The following is a 21,902-nucleotide window of genomic DNA, read 5'->3' on the forward strand; positions in this document are numbered from 1 at the left end:
CTCTCAACGGGCGCCTTGTCCTGACCCGCGGGGGAAGGCGCCGGCACCCGGCCGTCCGAGACGGCCGGGCCTGATCTCTTGACCTACTCGGCGGCTTCCGACGTCGGCGCCGGTCCGAGCTTGGAGTTGTGCAGGTCGACGTTGAGGCCGAGCGAGCGCATTTCCTTGACCAGCACGTTGAACGATTCCGGAATACCGGCCTCGAACGTGTCGTCGCCGCGCACGATCGCCTCGTAGACCTTGGTGCGGCCGGCGACGTCGTCCGACTTCACCGTCAGCATCTCCTGCAGCGTGTAGGCCGCGCCGTAGGCTTCGAGCGCCCACACCTCCATTTCGCCGAAACGCTGGCCGCCGAACTGGGCCTTGCCGCCCAGCGGCTGCTGGGTGACCAGCGAGTACGGGCCGATCGAACGCGCATGGATCTTGTCGTCGACCAGATGGTGCAGCTTCAGCATGTAGATGTAGCCGACCGTCACCTTGCGATCGAATGCATCGCCGGTGCGGCCGTCATAGACCGTCGACTGACCGGATGCGTCGAGGCCGGCGAGCTTCAACATCTCCTCGATGTCGGCCTCCTTGGCGCCGTCGAACACCGGCGTGGCGATCGGCACGCCGCGGCTCAGATTGTGACCAAGCTCGATCAACTCGTTGTCGTTGAGCGACTTGATGGTCTCGTCGTCGCCGTAGATCCGCTTCAAGGTCTCCTTCAGCGGCTTGACGTCCTGCTTCGACAGGTAGGCATCGACCGTCTGGGCGATACGCTTGCCGAGGCCGGCGCAAGCCCAGCCCAGATGGGTCTCGAGGATCTGCCCGACGTTCATGCGCGAGGGCACGCCCAGCGGGTTCAGCACGATGTCCGCATGGGTGCCGTCCTCGAGGAACGGCATGTCCTCGATCGGCACGATCTTGGACACGACGCCCTTGTTGCCGTGACGGCCGGCCATCTTGTCGCCCGGCTGGATCTTGCGCTTCACGGCGACGAAGACCTTGACCATCTTCATCACGCCGGGCGGCAGCTCGTCGCCACGCTGCAGCTTCTCGACCTTGTCGAGGAAGCGCTGTTCCAGCCCCTTCTTCGACTCGTCGTACTGCTTTCGCATGGCCTCGATCTCGGCCATCAGCTTGTCGTTCGGCGATGCGAACAGCCACCACTGCGACTTCGGATACTCGTCGAGCACCGCGCGGGTGATCTTGGTGTCCTTCTTGAAGCCCTTCGGACCGGAAATGCCCTGGCGGCCATCCAGCATGTCGGCGAGACGGCTGTAGACGTTGCGGTCCAGGATCGCCTGCTCGTCGTCGCGGTCCTTGGCCAGACGCTCGATCTCTTCCCGCTCGATCGCCAGCGCACGCTCGTCCTTGTCGACGCCGTGGCGGTTGAACACGCGGACTTCGACGATCGTGCCCTGCACGCCCGGCGGCACCCGCAGCGACGTGTCGCGGACGTCCGAGGCCTTTTCGCCGAAGATGGCGCGCAGCAGCTTCTCTTCCGGCGTCATCGGGCTCTCGCCCTTCGGCGTGATCTTGCCGACCAGGATGTCGCCGGCGCGCACTTCCGCGCCGATGTAGACGATGCCGGCTTCGTCGAGGTTCTTCAGCGCCTCCTCCGACACGTTCGGAATGTCGCGCGTGATTTCCTCCGGACCCAGCTTGGTGTCGCGGGCCATCACCTCGAATTCCTCGATGTGGATCGAGGTGAAGACGTCCTCCTTCACGATCCGCTCGGAGAGCAGGATGGAGTCCTCGAAGTTGTAGCCGTTCCACGGCATGAACGCGACCAGCACGTTGCGGCCGAGCGCGAGCTCGCCGAGATCGGTCGACGGACCGTCAGCGATGATGTCGCCCTTCTTGACGATGTCGCCCACCTTCACCAGCGGGCGCTGGTTGATGCAGGTCGACTGGTTCGAGCGCTGATACTTCATCAGCCGATAGATATCGACGCCCGACTTGGTCGGATCGAGATCCTCGGTGGCGCGGATGACGACGCGGGTGGCGTCGATCTGGTCAATCACGCCCGAGCGGCGCGCCGCGATCGCGGCGCCCGAGTCACGGGCGACCACGCCTTCCATGCCGGTGCCGACGAACGGCGCCTCGGCGCGAACCAGCGGCACCGCCTGGCGCTGCATGTTCGAGCCCATCAGCGCGCGGTTGGCGTCGTCGTTCTCGAGGAACGGGATCAGCGCCGCGGCCACCGAAACGAGCTGCTTCGGCGACACGTCCATGTAGTCGACCTTGTCGGGCGTCATCGGCACGACTTCGCCGGCATGACGGCAGACCACGAGGTCCTCGGTGAAGCGGCCCTTGGCATCGAGCGGCACGTTGGCCTGCGCGACGCGATAGCGCCCCTCCTCCATCGCGGACAGATACACCACCTCGTCGGTGACCCGGCCGTCCTTGACCTTGCGGTACGGCGTCTCGACGAAGCCATACTTGTTGACGCGGGCGAACGTCGCCAGCGAGTTGATCAGGCCGATGTTCGGACCTTCCGGCGTCTCGATCGGGCAGATGCGGCCGTAATGCGTCGGATGCACGTCGCGCACCTCGAAGCCGGCGCGCTCGCGGGTCAGACCGCCCGGTCCAAGCGCCGACAGGCGGCGCTTGTGGGTGATCTCCGACAGCGGATTGGTCTGGTCCATGAACTGCGACAGCTGCGACGATCCGAAGAACTCGCGCACCGCGGCCGCGGCCGGCTTGGCGTTGATCAGGTCCTGCGGCATCACGGTGTCGATGTCGACGCTCGACATGCGCTCCTTGATGGCGCGCTCCATGCGCAAGAGACCGATGCGGTACTGGTTCTCCATCAGCTCGCCGACCGAGCGGACGCGGCGGTTGCCGAGATGGTCGATGTCGTCGATCTCGCCCTTGCCGTCGCGCAGATCGACCAGGGTCTTGATGACCGCCAGGATGTCTTCCTTGCGCAGCGTGCGCTGGGTGTCCGGCGCATCGAGCTCGAGGCGCATGTTCATCTTGACGCGGCCGACCGCGGAGAGGTCGTAGCGCTCGGCATCGAAGAACAGCGACTGGAACATCGCCTGCGCGGAATCGAGCGTCGGCGGCTCACCCGGACGCATCACGCGGTAGATATCGAACAGCGCGTCCTCACGCGTCATGTTCTTGTCCGCCGAGAGCGTGTTGCGGATGTAGGGCCCGACATTGACGTGGTCGATGTCGAGCAGCGGCAGGTCCTTGTAGCCCTGCTCGTTCAGCACCTTGAACAGCTTGTCGGTGATCTCCTCGCCCGCCTCGGCGTAGATTTCGCCGGTCTTCGGGTTGACGAGATCCTCGGCGATGTAGTTGCCGAGCAGCTCCTCGTCCGACATGCGCAGCGCCTTCAGCCCCTTCTCCTGGAGCTGGCGGGCGGCGCGGACGGTGAGCTTCTTGCCGGCTTCGAGCACGACCTTGCCGGTGTCGGCGTCGATCAGGTCGTTGACGGTCGAATAGCCGCGGAAGCGGTTGGCGTCGAACGGAACGCGCCAGCCTTCCTTGATGCGCTTGTAGATCAGCTTCTTGTAGAAGGTCGACAGGATGGTCTCGCCGTCGAGGCCGAGCGCGAACATCAGCGACGTCACCGGCAGCTTGCGGCGACGGTCGATGCGCGCGAACACGATGTCCTTGGCGTCGAACTCGATGTCGAGCCAGGAGCCGCGATACGGGATGACGCGGGCGGCGAACAGCAGCTTGCCCGACGAATGGGTCTTGCCCTTGTCGTGGTCGAAGAACACGCCCGGCGAACGGTGCATCTGCGAGACGATGACGCGCTCGGTGCCGTTCACGATGAAGGTGCCGTTCATGGTCATGAGCGGGATGTCGCCCATGTACACGTCCTGCTCCTTGATGTCCTTGACCGACTTCGCGCCGGTCTCCTCGTCGATATCGAACACGATGAGGCGCAAGGTCACCTTGAGCGGCGCAGCGAAGGTCATGCCACGCTGACGGCACTCGTCGACGTCATATTTCGGCGGCTCGAATTCGTAGCGGACGAACTCCAGCATCGAGGTGCCGGAAAAGTCGGAGATCGGGAACACCGAGCGGAACACCGCCTGCAGGCCCTCATCCGGCCGCCCGCCCGTGGGCTCGTCCACCATCAGGAACTGGTCGTAGGACGCCTTCTGAACCTCGATGAGGTTCGGCATCTCCGCGACTTCCTTGATGTGTCCAAAGAACTTGCGAACGCGTTTGCGACCGGTGAATGTCTGCTGCGCCATCGTGGCCTCTCATTTCGTCGCCCGGAGGGGCGAACCTTCCGAAACAGCGGCTGCCACCGCCCCTTCGGGTTGAATTTCGATCCATTTCGAGGATCTGAGGCTCAAAGCCGGAACGGAAACGTCCCAGATCTGTTCTTCAGACCAGCAAAACGCAAAACGACGCGCGAGGCGCGAGGACGCACCCGCTCGTCACAACCATCTCGTCACGGACTGCAAAAGCCCGAAATTGCCTATCTCCCAGCGGCTTACGGACGGAGACGCCACTCCACCGATCAACCGGCTTTTCGTGCTGCCGACCCAATATGGGTTGACAATAATCGAGATTCGAGAGCGAAGCCCCCAAATCTCCACACTTTTCCGTGTTCAGCCCACAACAGACGGTTCCGTTGCACGCCTTTTGCAGTGATTCCGAGCCGCGCCCAATACCCCTGCAAAACTCCTTGTCCACATGATGACCGGGCGATGTTACCACCCGGCCATCATAATCTCTCGAAAGCCCCGGACCTGCCCATGGCAGCCCGGGGACTTCGTTCGCGTAATCGAAGCGACTACTTGAGCTCGATCTTGGCGCCAGCCTTCTCGAGCTGAGCCTTGATCTTCTCGGCCTCGTCCTTGTTGACGCCTTCCTTGACCGGCTTCGGAGCGCCCTCGACGAGGTCCTTGGCTTCCTTCAGGCCCAGGCCGGTGATGGCGCGGACTTCCTTGATGACCTCGATCTTCTTGTCGCCAGCCGAAGCCAGGACAACGGTGAACTCGGTCTTCTCTTCCGCCGGAGCGGCAGCGGCGCCACCGGCACCCGGAGCAGCGACGGCCACGGCGGCCGCGGCGGACACGCCCCACTTCTCTTCCAGGAGCTTGGCGAGCTCAGCGGCCTCGAGAACGGTGAGGGCCGAGAGGTCGTCGACGATCTTCTGCAGGTCAGCCATTGAAGTAGTTCCTTGATTTGGTTCGGTTCGAAACCAGGTTGTGAGTGTTTGCGAAGGGCGTCAGGCCGCTTCGCCCTTTGAGGCATGAGCCTGAATGACGCGCGCGACCTTGGCCGCGGGTGCATTGGCGAGCTGGGCGAGCTTGGTCGCCGGAGCCTGGATCAGGCCGACGAGCTTGCCGCGCAGTTCGTCCAGCGACGGCAGCGAGGCCAGAGCCTTGACGCTGTCGACATTCAGGACGGTTGAGCCCATCGAGCCGCCGAGGATGACGAACTTTTCGTTCGCCTTGGCGAATTCGATGGCAACCTTGGGCGCCGCGACAGGATCGTTCGAAGTTGCGATCACGGTCGGCCCCTTCAACAGGGAACCGATGCCGACGACGTCCGTGCCTTCAAGAGCAATTTTGGCGAGACGGTTCTTCGAGACCTTCACCGACGCGCCAGCCTGCTTCATCTGCATGCGCAGCTTCTGCATCTGGGCCACGGTGAGGCCGGAATAGTGAGCGACGACGGCAACGCCCGTGGTCTTGAAGACCTCGTGCAGCTGCTCGACCGCCTCTTTTTTTGCCGCTCGTTCCACAGCAAGCTCTCTCCGGTTGGCGGCCTTCGCCCGAAAGCGGGACCGCCGGGTTGCACCCGCCGTCCCACCAAACCTGACCTCCGGACGGAAGAACCCGAGGACACGCAAGGCAAAACGGCGATGAATAGCCTGCCCTTCCGAAAGCCCCAGGGATCCCTGGGAGGCTCGCGGAGTGTCGAGGTTCGAACCAAACCTGCATGCCACCACGACGAAGGCAGTGGACATGCCGAAATCCGGTCTTCACCCGTCTATGCAGGCTGGATGATTAAGCCATTGAGGAAATTGGATTCCACGCCGGCGCCTGCAGTCTCGGACAGGATCGGGGTGATCGGCGGACCGACCTCCCCTGCGGCATTTTCGAGAGCAGAAAGATCCTTCTTCCTTCCGAGAAATCCAAACGGATATCCTCAAAAGGAATGCTGGCTCCTCTCAACTTTCGGAATGCGCGCACAGGCGCGCCAGCAACAGCCGGCCCGCCTGGAAGCCGGTTCTTTAACCGCTCGATCGCGACTTGCCAAGACCCCAAGAGCAAAAATCGCACCAGTTGGGCCATGCCGTGGAGCCGGGTAGGAGCCCCGTCGCCCGGATGAGCGACAACCGGCGCGCTGGACGCGCGTTCGGAGATCCGGATGTCGCTGCGCTCATCAGGGCCACCGGGCATTGCGCGCGCAGGGCGCAATCCCGCCTCAGCCCTTCGGACAGGCCGCTCCGGCGTCGGCCCAGGCCTTGATCAGCTCGCCGAACTGCTTCTGGGTTCCCGGGGCCGGGGTCCGCCCTGCTCCCGGATTCCAGCCCCAGCCGACCAGCTCATCCTCAGCCATATGGTGAATCAGCTGCGCCATGGTCTTGCCGCCGTTGCGATTTGGATCCTTGATCTGTGCGCAGATCTGGCCGAGCGACTTGCCCTGCCAAGCCATCTCGATCGGAGCCAGCTGCCATTTGGGATTACCCGGCACGCGCGCCGCGTCGAAATTGGCCTCGTGGTGGCAGGTCGTGCAGGCGAGCCCGCCGGGCGCACCCATGCCGGCCTCGCCGCGGACCACCAGCGGCTGATGCGGAATCATCCTGTCGGTCTGGGTCGGCCGGTCGCCGGCCGGATGGCAGTTCATGCATCGCGGCGACTGCAGCACCTTTCCGGCCTCTTCGAACAGCGCCACGGCGCGCTCGTCCTTGCTCTTGATCCTGGCGAAGTCCGCCACCGGCTTGAGCCCGCCGGCGACGCGCGTCGCCTCGGGCGCCGCATCGGCGCGCCGCAGTGCCGGCAGGGCTACGATCGCAACCGCAGCCAGGCTGCCAGCGAGCAGCGCCATCGTCGCCGTTCTGAACAGGCTCATGCGGTGTCTCCCGGCCGGATCGGCAGTTGGGTCGGCCGCGGCAGACCTAGCCTGGCCATGGCGTTGGCGACGGCAGGTCCCAGCGGTGGCACGCCGGGCTCGCCGACTCCCGAGGGTTTCTCGGTCGACGGCACGATCGCAACCTCGATCTGCGGCATCTCGTGGATGCGCAGCGAGCGGTAGGTGTCGAAATTGCCCGACACCGGTCGTCCCTCGTCGAGCGGCTGCTGCGCATAGAGGATGTGGCCTAGCGCAAAGCCGATGCCGCCCTCCATCTGGGCGCGGATGATGTCGGGATTGACTGCGACGCCACAGTCGACAGCGCACCAGACCTTATGCACGACCGGTCCGTCGGCGCCCATCGACAGCTCGACCACCTGGGCGACGTAGGTGTTGAAGCTCTCGACCACGGCCACACCGCGGGCGCGGCCCGCTTCGAGCTTGGCGCCCTTCCAGTCCGCGAGCTCAGCGACCGCCTTGAGCACACCGGCGTGACGCGGCTTGTCGGCCATCATCGCCAGTCGTCCCTCCACAGGATCCTGGCCGGCGGCTTCGAGCAACTGATCGACAAACGCCTCGACGGCGTAGCCGGTATGGGTGTGGCCGACCGAGCGCCACCACAGCACGGGCACGCCGACATCGACCTGATGCAGGTCGCAGCGGAAATTCGGCACCTGGTAAGGGATCTCGTTGGAGCCCTCATAGGCCGTCGAATCGAGGCCGTTCTTCATGGTCATCGCCTCGAACGGCGAGCCCTTCATGATCGACTGCCCGACGATCGTATCCGACCACGCCACGATCTTGCCGTCGCGGACCACACCACGCATCCGGTGCAGGCTGAACGGTCGGTAGTAGCCGCCGCGCATATCATCCTCGCGGGACCACACCAGCTTGACCGGACGTCCCGGCCCGATCGCTTTGGCGACCTGCGCCAGCTCTGTGGCGACGTGGGTCGACTGCTGCGCCCGCCGGCCGAAGCTGCCACCAGCAAGAATCGTCTTGAGATCGACCTTGGCGATGTCGAGCCCAAGCACCTGCGCGATCACGGCGTGATCAGGCGTCGGAAACTGGCTGCCATAGCGCGCCGAGGCGGTGTCGCCTTTCCAGTGGATGAAGGCGTTGATCGGCTCCATCGGCGCATGGGCCAGATACGGGAAGACGAACTCGGTCTCGATCAGCCTGCCGCCCCTGGCGATCTCGGCGTCAACGTCGCCCTCCTGCTTCACCAGCGCGCCCTGCTTCTTTGCGCGCGCGCGAAACTCCTCCAGCAGTTGCGCCGTCCCGCGCGTCTCCGCCTTGCTGTCGTCCCAGGAGATCTCGAGCAGGTCGCGCGCGGTCTTGGCCGGCCAGAAGCCCTCGGCATAGACGGCGACACCATTTGGCACCTCCTTGACGTCGACGACGCCAGGCACGGCCTTCGCTGCTGATGCGTCGAACGAGGCCACCTTGCCGCCGAAGCGCGGCGAGCGCGCCACCAGCACGGTCAAGGTCCCCGGATCCTTGATGTCGAGCGTATACTCGGCCGAGCCGTTCGACTTCGCCACGCTGTCGAGCCGGGTCACGGCGCCTTCCTTGCCGATCAGCTTGAAGGCGGAGGGATCCTTGAGCTGCGGGTCCGACGGCACCGGCTGCTGCATCGCCTTGGCGGCCAGCGCGCCGAAACCGCTCTGTTTGCCGGAGGGATGTCGGACGATGCCTTTATCGACCGTGATCTCCTCAGCCGGCACCTTCCATTCGTCGGCGGCCGCAGCCACCAGCATCGCGCGCGCGGCGGCGCCGACCTTGCGCATCTGCTCGTAGGAATTGGCGATCGCGCTCGAGCCACCAGTGCCCTGCACCCCGAACAAGAGATTCTTGTAGAGCACCGGATTCGAGGGCGCGTGATCGGCGCGCATCTGCGACCAATCGGCATCGAGCTCCTCGGCCACCAGGGTGGCCATGCCGGTGAACGGGCCCTGTCCGAACTCGATGTGCTTGCAGAGAACGGTGACGGTGTCGTCCTGGCCGATCACCAGAAACGTGTTCGGCGCGATGTTGACGGACTTGGCCGCGGCGCCATCCTGCGCGTAAGCCACACCGTTGCGGGCGACATAGGTGGCGAGCACCAGGCCTGCGCCGGCTTTCAGGAGCGAACGCCGGGACAATGCGGTTGAGGCAGCGGGCTTCACATATGCATTCATCGTCAGCCCTCCAGCGACTTGGCGGCGGAATGGATCGCAGCGCGGATGCGGACATAGGTCGCGCAGCGGCAGATGTTGCCGTTCATCGCCAGATCGATGTCCTGGTCGGTGGGCTTGGGATTGAGGCCGAGCAGCGCGGCCGCGCTCATGACCTGCCCCGATTGGCAGTAGCCGCATTGCGGCACATCGTGCGCGGCCCAGGCCTTCTGCACGGCGACGGCTTCAGTGGAGGTCAGCCCCTCGATCGTGGTCACCTCGCTCTTTCCGACCGCCGAGACGGGCAACGAGCAGGAGCGGACGGTCTGGCCATCGACATAGACGGTGCAGGCGCCGCACTGCGCGACGCCACAGCCATACTTCGTGCCGGTCAACCCGACATTGTCGCGGATGGCCCAGAGCAAGGGAGTTCCGGGATCGACATCGACCTGATGCTCGCGCCCGTTGATCTTCAATGTGAACGCCGCCATTGCCGCCCTCGCTGTCTTTCGTTCGACAACGCGAGTTAGATGCATTCGAGAATGGCTCGCAATTCACAGAGCCGTGCAGTGCATCAAAATATTTCTGCACCGGCGCGGAACGATCCGGCAGCGACGGAGCGAGATCCGTAGCCCGAATGAGCGGACGGCTGCGCCCGAAAGGGCGAAGGCGAAGCTCATCCGGGCTACGACACGCGTCCTGCGGCTACTTCACCGGATGCGGCATCGGCTCGCCGGCGAAGAACGCGGTAAGATTGGCGACCACGCAGGCCTGCATGGCGACGTGCGCCTCCCTGGTGTTGCCGCCGATATGCGGGGTCACCACCACGTTCGGCAGCATGGTCAGCTCATCCGGCGCATGCGGCTCGGTTTCGAACACGTCGAGGCCGGCGCCGGCGATGGTGCCGTCCTGTAGCGCCGCCAGCAGCGCGCGCTCGTCGATGACGGAGCCGCGCGAGATGTTGACGACATGGCCGTCGGGCCCCAGCCGCTTCAGGAGCCCGGCGTTGACGACGTGAGTGGTCTCGGTGCTGGCACGGACCGCGATCATCAGCACGGTGCACCATTCGGCGAGCGCCTCGAGGCTCGGAAAATATTGATACGGCAGGTCGTCGTAGCGCGTGCGGCTGAAATAGCCGATTTCGGTCTCGAACGCCGCGACCCGGGCCGCGATCTTGCGGCCGATCTCGCCCATGCCGTAGACGCCGACCTTGCAGCCGGCGAGGCTCGGCGGCGGCTTCATCAGCGGCGATGGTTTTGCGGACGCCCAGCCCCCGTCGCGGACGTAAGCGTCTGCCACCATCAGCCGCCGCGTGCTCGCCAGCATCAGCATCACAGCGACGTCCGCGACCGCCGCGGCATTGGCGCCCGGGCTATGTGCGACGGCGATGTTACGGGCCGCGGCCGCCTTCAGGTCGACCCCGTCATAGCCGGTGCCATAGCAGACGATCGCCCCGAGCGCCGGGAGCCTGTCCATGTCGACTGCGCCGAGCGGCGTGCCGCCGGCCGTGATCAGCGCCCGGATCCGCGCGACCTCGTCCGCCGCAAAAACCTCGTGCGCCGACTTGCCGCCGCTGTCGAGCAGTTCGAAGCGGTCGGCAAAGCGCTGGGTCAGCGACTTCGGCAGGCGGGAATAGATCAGGACCTTGTCGGGCATGACGGCAGGCACTCCAAATGCGAAGGGCGGGATCGATGAACGATCCCGCCCTTCTAACTAACCTATGCCCGGCCGCTTACGCGAGCACGGTGCCCGGCTCGACCTTGACGCCGGGGCCCATCGTCGAGGACACCGCGACGCGCTGGACGTAGGTGCCCTTGGCGCCGGCCGGCTTGGCCTTCACCACCGCATCCGCCAGCGCCTTGATGTTCTCGACCAGCTTGTCCTCGGCGAACGAGGCCTTGCCGACGCCAGCCTGGATGATGCCGGCCTTCTCGACGCGGAACTCGACCGAGCCGCCCTTGGCGCCCTTGACGGCACCGGCGACATCCATGGTCACGGTGCCGATCTTCGGGTTCGGCATCATGCCGCGCGGACCGAGCACCTTACCGAGACGGCCGACCAGCGGCATCATGTCGGGGGTGGCGATACAGCGGTCGAAGTCGATGTTGCCGTTCTGCACCTTCTCGACCAGGTCCTCCGCGCCAACCACGTCGGCACCGGCGGCCTTGGCTTCCTCGGCCTTGGCGCCGCGGGCGAACACACCCACGCGCAGCGTACGGCCGGTGCCGTTCGGCAGCATGACGACGCCGCGGACCATCTGGTCGGCGTGGCGCGGATCGACGCCGAGGTTGATCGAGACCTCGATGGTCTCGTCGAACTTCGACACGGCCCGCTCCTTGATCATCTTGATCGCGTCAGCAAGCGGGTAGAGCTTGGTGCGGTCGATACCCTCGCGGGCCTTCTTCAAACGCTTTCCGAGTGCCATGGCCGCTTACCCCGCAACTTCCAGACCCATCGAGCGGGCGGAGCCCTCGACCATCTTCATGGCCGACTCGATCGAGTCGCAATTCAGGTCCTTCATCTTCTTCTCGGCGATCTCGCGCACCTGCGCCTTGGTCACCTTGCCGGCCTTGTCGCGACCCGGGGCCTTGGAGCCCGACTGGATCTTGGCGGCCTGCTTGAGGAAGTAGGACATCGGGGGGGTCTTCATCTCGAAGGTGAAGGACCGGTCCGCGTAAATGGTGATGACCACCGGGATCGGGGTGTTCTTCTCTTCCTTCTGGGTCTGCGCGTTGAACGCCTTGCAGAACTCCATGATGTTGAGACCGCGCTGACCGAGCGCCGGGCCGATCGGCGGCGACGGGTTGGCCGCGCCGGCCGGCACCTGAAGCTTCAGGTAGCCGGTTACTTTCTTTGCCATTGGGATTCTCCAATGCGCTCGCGACCTTGCCTGATGCGAACGCAACGCCTTGGGGCGACAAAACCCGTCAGGCGAGGTTTGGGACCGTGGTCCGGCGCGCTTGGCCCGGCTGGCAAAGCCGGTCACGCCTCCCACGAACGAAATCGCCCCCCGTCCGGGGAGCGAAGCGCGCCCGATACACGAGATCGGACGAAAAGGAAAGGGTTGAGGGCAAAGCTCCCTCCTCCCGTCATTCCGGGGCGCCCGCAGGGCGAGCCCGGACTCCATAGCCACAGGGTGCCGCGTGAGGCACGCTGGAGCTGGCACTTCGCCGTCCCATTCCCGATCGAGGCTATGGATTCCGGGCTCAGCTCTGACGGCGGAGAAAGCGTGGATCGCCGGCCTCAGCCGACGACCTTCTCGACCTGGTTGAACTCGAGTTCGACCGGGGTGGCGCGGCCGAAGATCGACACCGCGACCTTGAGGCGCGAGCGGGCCTCATCGATTTCCTCGACCACGCCGGAGAACGAGGCGAACGGGCCGTCGGCGACGCGGACGTTCTCGCCGATCTCGAACGACACCGACGATTTCGGCCGCTCCACGCCTTCCTGCATCTGGTTCAGGATGCGCATCGCCTCGCCTTCGGAAATCGGCATCGGCTTGTTCTCGGCACCGAGGAAGCCGGTCACCTTGGGCGTGTTCTTGATCAGGTGGAACGCCTCGTCGGTCAGCTTCATCTTCACCAGCACGTAGCCGGGGAAGAACTTGCGCTCGGCGTTGATCTTTCGGCCGCGGCGCACCTCGGTGACGTTCTCGATCGGCACCAGCACCTGCTCGAACAGATCCTCGAGATTGCGCTGCTTGGCCTGCTCGCGGATCGACTCCGCGACCTTCTTCTCGAAGTTCGAATAGGCGTGGACGATGTACCAGCGCTTGTCGGAGCTTTGCGTTGCGATTGCCATCAGTGGATGCCCAGCACGAGGGTGATGAGATAACGGATGATCTGATCGGCGGCGAAGAAGAAGATCGAGGCCAGCGCCACCATCACGAACACCATGATCGTGGTGATGGTGACCTCGCGACGGCTCGGCCACGAGACCTTGGCGGTCTCCGAGCGCACTTCCTGCAGGAATTTGAACGGGCTGGTAGCCATCGTCAGGGGTCCTCGTCCGTCATCGGACGATTGAAGAGTTGACTGGGAAAACCGAACAGCCGACCGTGGCCCACCCTCTTGTCGGAGAGATGAGCCGAATCCACGGGCTCGCTTGTTCGGGGAGTGAAAAGCCGCGCCGGATATCCGCGTGTAGCGGGCCGGCTGCAGGTCCTCGATATCTACTGTCGACCCGGCCGAAGGTCAAGGTACCGAGGTGAACGACGCTCCTACGGCCCTCCGGCCCGGTCGGTTGGTGGATCTGCCCCAGGCGCGTGCGGCCGACGCGTTTCACTTCGGCGTCGCAAAATAGAAGTCGACCCGCCCCGGCACCGAGCCATAGGTATACGGCTGCTGCCGGCGTTCGGTCATGTCCATCACGTCGTCGCGCACGTTGTCGAACAGGCGGCGAACCTCGAGACCCGGAACCTGCATGTTCTTGACGAAGGCCGTGGCGAACGGCGAGTTCGCTGTATCGCCGTCGAGAGCGGTCTCGCCATGCTTTGCGGCGAACACGACCAGCGTCCCGGGATCGGGCTCCATCTGCGCCAGACCGCGGCTGACGGACCTGGACGCCACCGTCATGGTTCGCTTCATCTGACTGGCGAAGGGATTGTCGCGACATGCATCCAGCAGCACCAGGCGCAGTTGCTTGGCCCGCTCCGCAGAGTTGAGCACCTGATCGATCGAGACCGCTTCGAGGCTGATGTCGCGATCGCTTGCGATCCTGGCATCGACCGGGATGAGATAGTTGACTCCTGCGACCTCCATGCCATGTCCGGCGTAATAGACGACGGCCCAGTCGGCGGACTCGGCCTGCCGTGCAAACTCGCGCAGCGCACCGACGAGTTGATCTCTGCCCAGGTCGTTCTCCAGCATCACGGTCTGAAAATTCGCCCGGCGTAGCGCGTCCGCCACCAGAGCGGCGTCCCGGCCAGGATTGGGGAGCGTCGGAACGTTCTGATAGGCCGAATTGCCGATCACCAGAGCGATCCGTTTGCCGGGTGAGTGGCCGGAAGCAAGAACGGCACCGAGGGCAGCCGGCTTGGTCTGGGCGGGCGGCGCAGCGTCGGCGCCGATGGCGTCGGCGATGTTGGCCTGCTGCCCCGTCTTGGATCCCTTCGCGCGCTGCGCCAGCTCCTGCTGCAGCTTCTTCTGCTGGGCTTCGAACGCTTTTGGGTCCGTCGGAGGCCCGTCATAGGCCTTGTTGAAGTCACGCAAGGGCAGGCTCATCGAAACCACCTGCCCGGTATTCATCGTGGCCTGAACGTTGATGGTCTGACCGCGGCGCAGGCTGCCCAACAGTTCCGGGGTGAGCTCGTAGTCCGACATACAACCGTTCTTGAAGCAGATGATGAACGGCTTCTGCAGACTCCGCTCGCTGTCGATCATCAACCGGGTGCCTTCGGCGAAATCCATGCCCAACGGCAGCGTGATCCGCAGCAGCCTCTTCGGGTCGGCTTCGGGCTCGATGACCACGGCCGCGAGCAAGGGTTGGCCCGTTTCGATCCGGCCGTCCTTGCCCGTGAAGCAGACCAACTTGGCATCGGCGTCCTTGCCCTTCAGGCAGAACTTGGTCCAGGGCGCCATGACAGAGAGATTCGGTTTCAAAATCGGGAGGCTCTTGTTGTTCCTGATCTTGAACAGAGCCACGAACATCTTTCTTTGCTGCTCGTCGACAGCATTCCAGTTGCCTGCCTTGGCACCGAGCGCCTGGGCCAAATCGGCGAGCGGAAGCGGAAGCGACAGCGGTGCGCCATTCGCATTGATGGCTTGAACGACCAGGCTCTTGCCGTTCTTCAGCATTTCGATCAGCTCAGGCGTCGCATTGTAGTCCGAGACGCAGCCGTCTGCGCCGCAGAACAAATAGGTGCTCTGGATCGGCTTCTCCGCGTCGACGATGATCCGCGTTCCGTGAACGGTTTGCAGACCGAGCGGGAGAACCACCCTTAAGACCTTACGGGCCTCCCCGTCTCTCTCGACGAGCACGGCCACGACAACTCGCTCGTTCTCGGCGGACCGCGCTGTCTTGGTGGTGAAACAGATCTGCTTGCCGTCAACATCTGCTTCGCGCGTACAGGCCTTCGCCCATGGGGAATACGACAGCTTGATCTCCTGCGCGGGCTTGGTCTGCGCTATCGCGGGTGAGGCCAGCACCGACAACAAGCCGAGCGCCAGTGCGATGCCGCTCCCGACCGCCAGCGCAGCAAAACTCCTCATGCTCCCAACCTCTTTCGCGCCTTCAATGCAGGGTTGAACGGCAGCCTACCGTGTTGCCGGGTTCGCGGCACGGAAAAAACAGCGCCTGCCCGACCGACATCGAGCATTCGCTCAACGGCCGCGCGGGCCTCGAAGACTAGCCACGGATTACCGCTGCCGACCCTGTCTTTCCGCGCGATGGGAGAACGGCGGAGCACCGCGACGAAATGCCGTGGTTCATGCGCAGCCCGCGCTTGCTCATGATGATTCGGGCCCGCATGCTGCAGCCCATAAGAACAATGATCCGGAGGAAATCCATGATGTCTGCCCCGCGGAAGGGCGTAATGAGCCTTGCGGCCATCGGCCTTGCCACTCTCGTCCTCACCGCCGTCCCCGCCCGCGCCCAGGCGCCGCTCAAGATCGGCGTGCTCAGCGACTTCTCGTCGGTCTATTCGGACATTGGCGGCCAGGGCAATCTCGAGGCGACCAAGCTCGCCATCGAGGAATTCGGCGGCACGATGTTCGGCAAGCCGATCGAGGTGATCAGCGCCGATCCGCAGAACAAGGCCGACATCGCCGCCGCGATCGTGCGCAAATGGTATGAGAACGAGGCCGTCGACATGGTCATCGACATGCCGACCTCGGCCACCGCGCTCGCCGGCATGGAGATGTCGAAGCAGTTCGAGAAGCTGATGATCGTGACGGATGCCGCGAGCTCCGACATCACCGGCAAGTCCTGCTCGCCCTACACCGTGCACTGGACCTACGACACCTACGGCAATGCGCACACGGTCGGCAGCGCCATCGTCAAGAACGGCGGCAACACCTGGTTCTTCATCACCGCCGACTATCTGTTCGGCCATTCGATCGAGCGCGACACCGGCGACGTCGTGCGCGCCGCCGGCGGCACGGTGGTCGGCAGCGCCCGCCATCCCCTCAACAACCAGGACTTTTCGTCCTTCCTGCTGCAGGCCCAGGCCTCCAAGGCCAAGATCATCGGCATGGCCAATGGCGGTGGCGACACCATCAACACCATCAAGCAGGCCGCCGAGTTCGGCATCGTCGCTGGCGGCCAGAACCTCGCCGGCATCGTGATGTTCATCTCCGACATCCACAGCCTCGGCCTGAAGCTCGCACAGGGATTGATCATCACGGAGGCCTATTACTGGGACCTCAACGACCGCACCCGCGCCTTCGGCAAGAAGTTCTTCGACAGGATGAAGCGGATGCCGACCATGAACCAAGCCGCGACCTACAGCGCCACCCTGCACTATCTCAATGCCGTGAAGGCCGCCGGCACCCGCGACACCAGGCCGGTGCTCGCGAAGATGCGCGAGACTCCGGTGCGCGACGCCTTCACGGACAACGGCGTGCTGCGCGAGGACGGCCGCATGGTGCACTCGATGTTCCTGTTCGAGGTGAAGAAGCCGGAGGAATCGAAGGGCCCGTGGGACTATTACAAGGTGCTGGCGGAGGTGCCCGGCGACCAGGTGTTCCGGCCGCTGAAGGACGGCAACTGTCCCTATGTGAAGCAATAAGAGGTCGCCGAAACGCATTCGGGGCTCGCGCATCGCGGGCCCCGGCCTCACCTGTCTCGTCGATTTTTGGCTTAAGTGCTTGATCTCGCTGGCAGGAGTGGAGAGGCTCGAACTCCCAACCCCCGGTTTTGGAGACCGGTGCTCTACCAATTGAGCTACACTCCTAGCGAGCCGGGACAGTGTCGCCGGTTCGCGCGCTTTGAAGCATAGACCTCCCCCCGAATGCAAGGGTGCAATGGGGCAAATCGACTGGTCAGACCACAACTTCCGCGCCAGACTTGATGCAAACCGACAACAGGACTTCAGGGAGAGCCCATGACCCCGCCGACTGCCGCATCCAGCGTGCCCCTTTCCGCGCTCCGCTCGCTGACGCCGCCGCTGCCGGATGACCGCCCCGAGGCGCTGGGCCTGTCCCAGGCTCGGCTGCAGCGGGCCTCCGATGCATTCAAGCGCGAGGCCGACAAGGGAACCATCCCCGGCGCCACCCTGCTGGTCGGCCGCCGCGGCCGGATCGGCTGGTTCGACGCCATCGGCCGGCAAACGCCCGACGCCGACACGCCGATGCGGCCGGATTCGATCTTCCGCATCTTCTCGATGACCAAGCCGATCGTCTCGCTCGGGATCATGATGCTGGTCGAGGACGGCGAGTTGTTGCTGTCCGATCCGGTCGCCAAGTTCATCCCGGAATTCGGCGAGCAGAAAGTGGGCGTCGAGACCGGCGGCCAGCTGGAGCTGGTGCCGGTCGCCCAGCCGATGACGGTCCAGGACCTGCTGCGCCACACCTCGGGCCTCGCTTATGAGCACACCGGCACCGGGCCGGTGCACCAGCTCTACCAGCAGTCGCGGGTGCGCAGCCGCAAGATCACCAATGCCGAGCACGCGACAATCGTCGCCGGCCTGCCGCTGATCTGCCAGCCGGGCGCCGAGTTCAACTACAGCCGCTCGACCGACATTCTCGGGCGCATCATCGAGGTCGTCTCGGGCCAATCGCTCGGCGCCTTCCTCGCCGCGCGCATCCTCAAGCCGCTCGGCATGAACGAGACCGCCTTCTTCACCGCGGAGGTCAATGCCGGCCGGCTCGCCGAGCCGTTCGCCAAGGACCCGTGGACCGGCGAGGCGGTCAACCTGTTCAAGATGACCGAGCAGCCTCTGATGGAATCCGGCGGCGGCGGCCTTGTCGCGACCACCATGGACTACGCGCGGTTCTGCGCCATGCTGCTCAACCGCGGCAGCCTCGATGGCATCAGGCTGGTCGGCCGAAAGACGCTGGAGCTGATGGCCTCCGACCATCTCGGGCCTCATGTGAAGACGCAGGGCACCCTGCTGTCGCCCGGTCACGGTTTCGGCCTCGGCTTCGCCGTGCGCCGCGAGGCCGGCATCGCCCCCTTCCCCGGCTCGCCCGGCACCTTCTTCTGGAGCGGCATCGCCGGCACGTTCTTCTGGATCGATCCGAAGGAGGAGCTGTTCTGCGTGTTCATGGCCCAGGCTCCCGGACAGCGCGACTACCTGCGCACGCTGGTGCGCGACGTGGTGTATGCCGCGGTGGAGTGAGGGGGCGTTTGTAGCCCGGATGAGCGCAGCGACATCCGGGATCTCCCGTACTCTTCGTGTGAACCCGCATGTCGCTTCCGCTCATGCGGGCTACGGGGCCTATGACGTTTGCCCGGATGCAGCGACAATCACAACTGTCGTCCCGGCGAACGCCGGGACCCATACCGTGTGATCTGTCGTGGGATGTCACTGCCAGTTGCCTGCCTCATGACGGCCGGTGGTTGTGGGTCCCGGCGTTCGCCGGGACGACACTGTTGGGTGAGGCCGCAACGCCGGCCACGCGAATAGTTCCCCTCAACTGATCGTCGCGCCGCCGTCGATCACCATGGTCTGGCCCGTCATGAAATTTCCGGCGGCGGAGCCGAGGAAAACCGCCGCGCCGGCGATCTCGTCGGGGATGCCGATGCGCAGCAGCGGCGAGCGCGCGGTGGAGGCCTTGAGGTTGTCCGGATTGTCCCACAAGGCTTTGGCGAAATCGGTCTTGATCAGGCCGGGCGCGATGCAGTTCACGCGCACATTGTGCGGGCCGTATTCGCAGGCGAGGTTGCGCGCGAGCTGCATGTCGGCAGCCTTGGAGATCGCGTAGGCGCCGAGGATGGTCGAGCCCTTCAGGCCGCCGATCGACGACACGATGATGATCGAGCCGTCCTTGCGCGCGATCATCTGCGGCACGACCATGCTGATCAGCCAGTTGTTGGCGACGATGTTGTTGTCGAGGATCTTCCGGAACTGATCGTCGGAGATGCCGGCGAGCGGCCCGTAATAGGGATTGGAGGCGGCGTTGCAGACCAGCACGTCGATCTTGCCGTAGATGCGGTTGGCCTCGTCGACCAGGTTCTGCAGGTTCTCCTTGCTGGAGATATTGGCGGCGACGGCCGCCGCCGTGCCTGCACCGAAGCGGTCATTGAGCTCCTTGGCGACGGCATCGCAGACATCGGCCTTGCGCGACGAGATCACCACCTTGGCGCCATGCTCGGCCATGCGCTCGGCAATGGCGAGCCCGATGCCGCGGGTCGATCCGGTGATGACGGCGACCTTGCCGGTCATGTCGAACAGGGTCATGGGGAGTCCTCCTGGGTTGAGTTGTTATGAGTTGCGGAATGGCAGCCGCGAGCTCGGTCGCGTAGCCCGGATGAGCGCAGCGACATCCGGGGTCTCACGCGCTGCAACGGTGAACCCGGATGTCGCTGCGCTCGTCCGGGCTACGAAGTTCACTACGCCAGCTTGCTCGTCGTCACCTCCGGCCCGGCCGGCTGGTGCATCGCGCGGTGCGCGGCATCGGCGATCCATGGCTGCTGGTTGACCATCGGCAACCGCCAAGTGCTGATGTCGCCAGCCACGATGTGGTCGAGCCGGGTCACCGAGCAGTTGTCGATGTCGAAAGCCAGCCCCTTCTCGACCAGGCCGCCGAGCGCGAGGCCCACCGCAGCCTTGATGGTGCCGCCATGGCCGACGGCGATGACGTCGCGGCCGGCTTCCGAAACGGTGATACGAGCAATCGCCGCGGTGACGCGGGTGTACAGATCCATGTAGCTCTCGCCGCCCGGCGCCGGCTCATCGATGGCGGCGAACCAGTGGCTGCCCGCGGGACGGCTGGCCAGGAACGCGGCGCGGTTCATGCCCTGCCATTGTCCGAGATGCTGCTCGGCAAAAGCGGCCTCCCTGACCATCGCTGCGGGACGCGGGAAGCCGGCGGCCCAGATCGCCTCGGCGGTCTGATGCGTGCGCATCAGATTGCTCGCATACCACGCCGCACTGCGCGGTAGGATTTTTGCGACCGCCTCGAACACCTCGCGATCGGAGATATCGCAGGCGATGTCGGACTGGCCGTAGATATTGCCGCCGTCGCTGCGCACCGGCGCGTGACGCACCCACCACCAGCGCGTGATGACGACAGAAGGTTTCGTTCCATCAACCAACATCGCTCAACCCTTCCCTCCGCTCGTCTCTCGCTGTACGTGAAGGCCCAGATCGTCTCAAGCCGCTTGGCGATCTCAGCACGTTTGAAACGGCGTTTGAATTCCGTTGCGCGGCACGCAACTGACCACAATTGAAGCAGGAGGAAACATGGGCCGCCTCGAAGGCAAATCCGTCATCATCACCGGCGCCGGCAGCGGCATCGGCCGCGCCGCATCGCTGATGTTCACCAGGGAAGGCGCGCGGCTGATCGCGGTCGATCGCAGCGAAGGCGTCAAGGAGACGGTCGAACTCGTCAAGCAGCAGGGCGGCATCGCGGAGGCCGTGATGGCCGACGCCGGTTCGGAAGCCGACGTGAGCGGCTTCATCGATCGCGCCGTTGCGACCTACGGCAAGCTCGACGTCATCTGGGCCAATGCCGGCATCTCCGGCGGCTTGATCCCGATCGCCGAACAGACCGTCGAGCACTGGCAGGAGATCCTGCGCATCAATCTGATCGGCCCGTTCCTCGCGGTGAAATACGCGATGCCGCACATGGTTCGGCAGCAGCGCGGCGCCATCGTCTGCACGGCCTCCGTTGCGGGCCTGAAGTCCGGCGCCTCGGGCCATCCCTATGCGGCGAGCAAGGCGGGCGTCATCAGCCTGGTGCAGACCACGGCCTACTCGCTGTCCGGCACCGGCGTGCGCATCAATGCGGTCTGTCCCGGCCTGATCGAGACCGGCATGACCAAGCCGATCTTCGACGGCGCCAAGGAGCGCGGCACCGAAGGCAAGATCGGCCAGCTCAATCCGTTGAAGCGCGCCGGCCAGCCGCATGAGATCGCCGCCATGGCCCTGTTCCTCGCCAGCGACGAGGCCTCCTACGTCAACGGCCAGGCCTTTCCGGTGGACGGTGGGCTGACCGCGTCGATGCCGTATGCGGGCAAGCCGATCTAATTGAATGGCTGCCTCGCTCTCCGCTGTCGTCCCGGCGAACGCCGGGACCCATAACCACCGGCCGGAGTGAGGCAGGTAACTGACAGCGACATCCCTCGATGGATCACGCGGTATGGGTCCCCGCGTTCGCGGGGACGACACCTGTTGTTGCCGCACGACTGCGGCCCCTAAACCACGATTGCCCGCCATCCCCACCGCTGTCGTCCCCGCGAACGCGGGGACCCATACCCCCAGGGAGCGGTTTGAGGCAGGCTGACGGTTGGCTTTTGGCCCAACACATCTGCTGCGGCGTATGGATCCCGGCTCTGCGCACCGCCAGCGCGTTCACGCTGTCGATGCTTGGCCGCAATGACGATATCCAAACATGCGCGTTCATTCCCGCGACGCATCCGCGCCCGAGTGATCCCGAAATTCACCGCCCTCAAACAGAGGGCGCAGGGAAGGCCAGGCGTCGGCTGACGCCTGCGGCCCGCCTGCGAAAAAATGCAGGCGGCAGGTACCACAGGTGCAGCCGAGAACACCCGGCCTTCCCTGCGCGACGGTCTTCACGCTTATACGCAGTCTGCCTGGTGCGC

The 21,902-nt window shown here is 64.8% G+C and carries 17 protein-coding genes and 1 tRNA gene; 3 read left to right on the forward strand and 15 right to left on the reverse strand.

Annotation, left to right across the window (positions count from 1 at the left end; translation table 11 throughout):
- Nucleotides 1-83: 83 nt before the first annotated feature.
- From rpoB to QW845_RS07535, 12 genes are all read right to left on the reverse strand, one after another.
- Nucleotides 84-4,202, reverse strand: coding sequence for a DNA-directed RNA polymerase subunit beta (rpoB, locus tag QW845_RS07480; RefSeq protein WP_315800977.1), 4,119 nt, complete (start codon nt 4,200-4,202; stop codon nt 84-86).
- Nucleotides 4,203-4,750: 548 nt separating this feature from the next.
- The gene (rplL, locus tag QW845_RS07485; protein WP_172108050.1) at nt 4,751-5,128 is read right to left on the reverse strand and encodes a 50S ribosomal protein L7/L12; all 378 of its coding nucleotides are present in this window, start codon (nt 5,126-5,128) and stop codon (nt 4,751-4,753) included.
- A gap of 60 nt (nt 5,129-5,188) precedes the next feature.
- Entirely contained in the window at nt 5,189-5,707 is a 519-nt protein-coding gene (rplJ, locus tag QW845_RS07490; RefSeq protein WP_315801370.1) for a 50S ribosomal protein L10, read from the reverse strand.
- Nucleotides 5,708-6,393: 686 nt separating this feature from the next.
- Entirely contained in the window at nt 6,394-7,041 is a 648-nt protein-coding gene (locus QW845_RS07495; RefSeq protein ID WP_315800978.1) for an Isoquinoline 1-oxidoreductase subunit, read from the reverse strand.
- Nucleotides 7,038-9,221: a xanthine dehydrogenase family protein molybdopterin-binding subunit gene (locus QW845_RS07500; protein ID WP_315800979.1), complete on the reverse strand. Its 2,184-nt coding sequence runs from the start codon at nt 9,219-9,221 to the stop codon at nt 7,038-7,040. The genes QW845_RS07495 and QW845_RS07500 overlap by 4 nt, the downstream gene beginning before the upstream one ends.
- A 2-nt stretch (nt 9,222-9,223) precedes the next feature.
- Nucleotides 9,224-9,688, reverse strand: a complete 465-nt coding sequence (locus tag QW845_RS07505) for a (2Fe-2S)-binding protein (RefSeq protein WP_315800980.1) — start codon at nt 9,686-9,688, stop codon at nt 9,224-9,226.
- 214 nt (nt 9,689-9,902) lie between these two features.
- The gene (locus QW845_RS07510) at nt 9,903-10,853 is read right to left on the reverse strand and encodes an NAD(P)-dependent oxidoreductase (protein WP_315800981.1); all 951 of its coding nucleotides are present in this window, start codon (nt 10,851-10,853) and stop codon (nt 9,903-9,905) included.
- Between the two features lie 76 nt (nt 10,854-10,929).
- On the reverse strand, nt 10,930-11,622 hold the full coding sequence (gene rplA, locus QW845_RS07515) for a 50S ribosomal protein L1 (RefSeq protein ID WP_315754183.1): 693 nt from the start codon (nt 11,620-11,622) through the stop codon (nt 10,930-10,932).
- Between the two features lie 6 nt (nt 11,623-11,628).
- Nucleotides 11,629-12,057, reverse strand: a complete 429-nt coding sequence (rplK, locus tag QW845_RS07520) for a 50S ribosomal protein L11 (protein WP_012045056.1) — start codon at nt 12,055-12,057, stop codon at nt 11,629-11,631.
- Nucleotides 12,058-12,440: 383 nt separating this feature from the next.
- Complete coding sequence (gene nusG / locus QW845_RS07525; RefSeq protein WP_009031827.1) at nt 12,441-12,998, reverse strand: transcription termination/antitermination protein NusG; 558 nt, start codon at nt 12,996-12,998, stop codon at nt 12,441-12,443.
- Nucleotides 12,998-13,189, reverse strand: coding sequence for a preprotein translocase subunit SecE (gene secE / locus QW845_RS07530; RefSeq protein WP_315800982.1), 192 nt, complete (start codon nt 13,187-13,189; stop codon nt 12,998-13,000). The genes nusG and secE overlap by 1 nt, the downstream gene beginning before the upstream one ends.
- Nucleotides 13,190-13,477: 288 nt before the next feature.
- Nucleotides 13,478-15,343, reverse strand: coding sequence for an invasion associated locus B family protein (locus tag QW845_RS07535; RefSeq protein ID WP_315801371.1), 1,866 nt, complete (start codon nt 15,341-15,343; stop codon nt 13,478-13,480).
- A 386-nt stretch (nt 15,344-15,729) separates the two neighbouring features.
- On the opposite strand from QW845_RS07535, the gene QW845_RS07540 reads away from it, so the two are divergent.
- Nucleotides 15,730-16,923: an ABC transporter substrate-binding protein gene (locus QW845_RS07540; protein ID WP_315800983.1), complete on the forward strand. Its 1,194-nt coding sequence runs from the start codon at nt 15,730-15,732 to the stop codon at nt 16,921-16,923.
- 89 nt (nt 16,924-17,012) lie between these two features.
- Here the strand turns inward: QW845_RS07540 and QW845_RS07545 are convergent.
- Nucleotides 17,013-17,088 (reverse strand) — tRNA-Trp (locus tag QW845_RS07545).
- A 150-nt stretch (nt 17,089-17,238) separates the two neighbouring features.
- On the opposite strand from QW845_RS07545, the gene QW845_RS07550 reads away from it, so the two are divergent.
- The gene (locus QW845_RS07550) at nt 17,239-18,474 is read left to right on the forward strand and encodes a serine hydrolase domain-containing protein (RefSeq protein WP_315800984.1); all 1,236 of its coding nucleotides are present in this window, start codon (nt 17,239-17,241) and stop codon (nt 18,472-18,474) included.
- A gap of 294 nt (nt 18,475-18,768) precedes the next feature.
- Here QW845_RS07550 and QW845_RS07555 read toward each other — a convergent pair whose 3' ends face one another.
- Nucleotides 18,769-19,536, reverse strand: a complete 768-nt coding sequence (locus tag QW845_RS07555; protein ID WP_315800985.1) for an SDR family oxidoreductase — start codon at nt 19,534-19,536, stop codon at nt 18,769-18,771.
- Between the two features lie 152 nt (nt 19,537-19,688).
- Complete coding sequence (locus QW845_RS07560; protein WP_315800986.1) at nt 19,689-20,396, reverse strand: histidine phosphatase family protein; 708 nt, start codon at nt 20,394-20,396, stop codon at nt 19,689-19,691.
- A 145-nt stretch (nt 20,397-20,541) separates the two neighbouring features.
- On the opposite strand from QW845_RS07560, the gene QW845_RS07565 reads away from it, so the two are divergent.
- On the forward strand, nt 20,542-21,327 hold the full coding sequence (locus QW845_RS07565; RefSeq protein ID WP_315800987.1) for an SDR family oxidoreductase: 786 nt from the start codon (nt 20,542-20,544) through the stop codon (nt 21,325-21,327).
- The last annotated feature ends 575 nt before the right edge of the window (nt 21,328-21,902 follow it).

The organism is Bradyrhizobium sp. SZCCHNS3002, assembly GCF_032377435.1.
GTDB lineage: Bacteria > Pseudomonadota > Alphaproteobacteria > Rhizobiales > Xanthobacteraceae > Bradyrhizobium.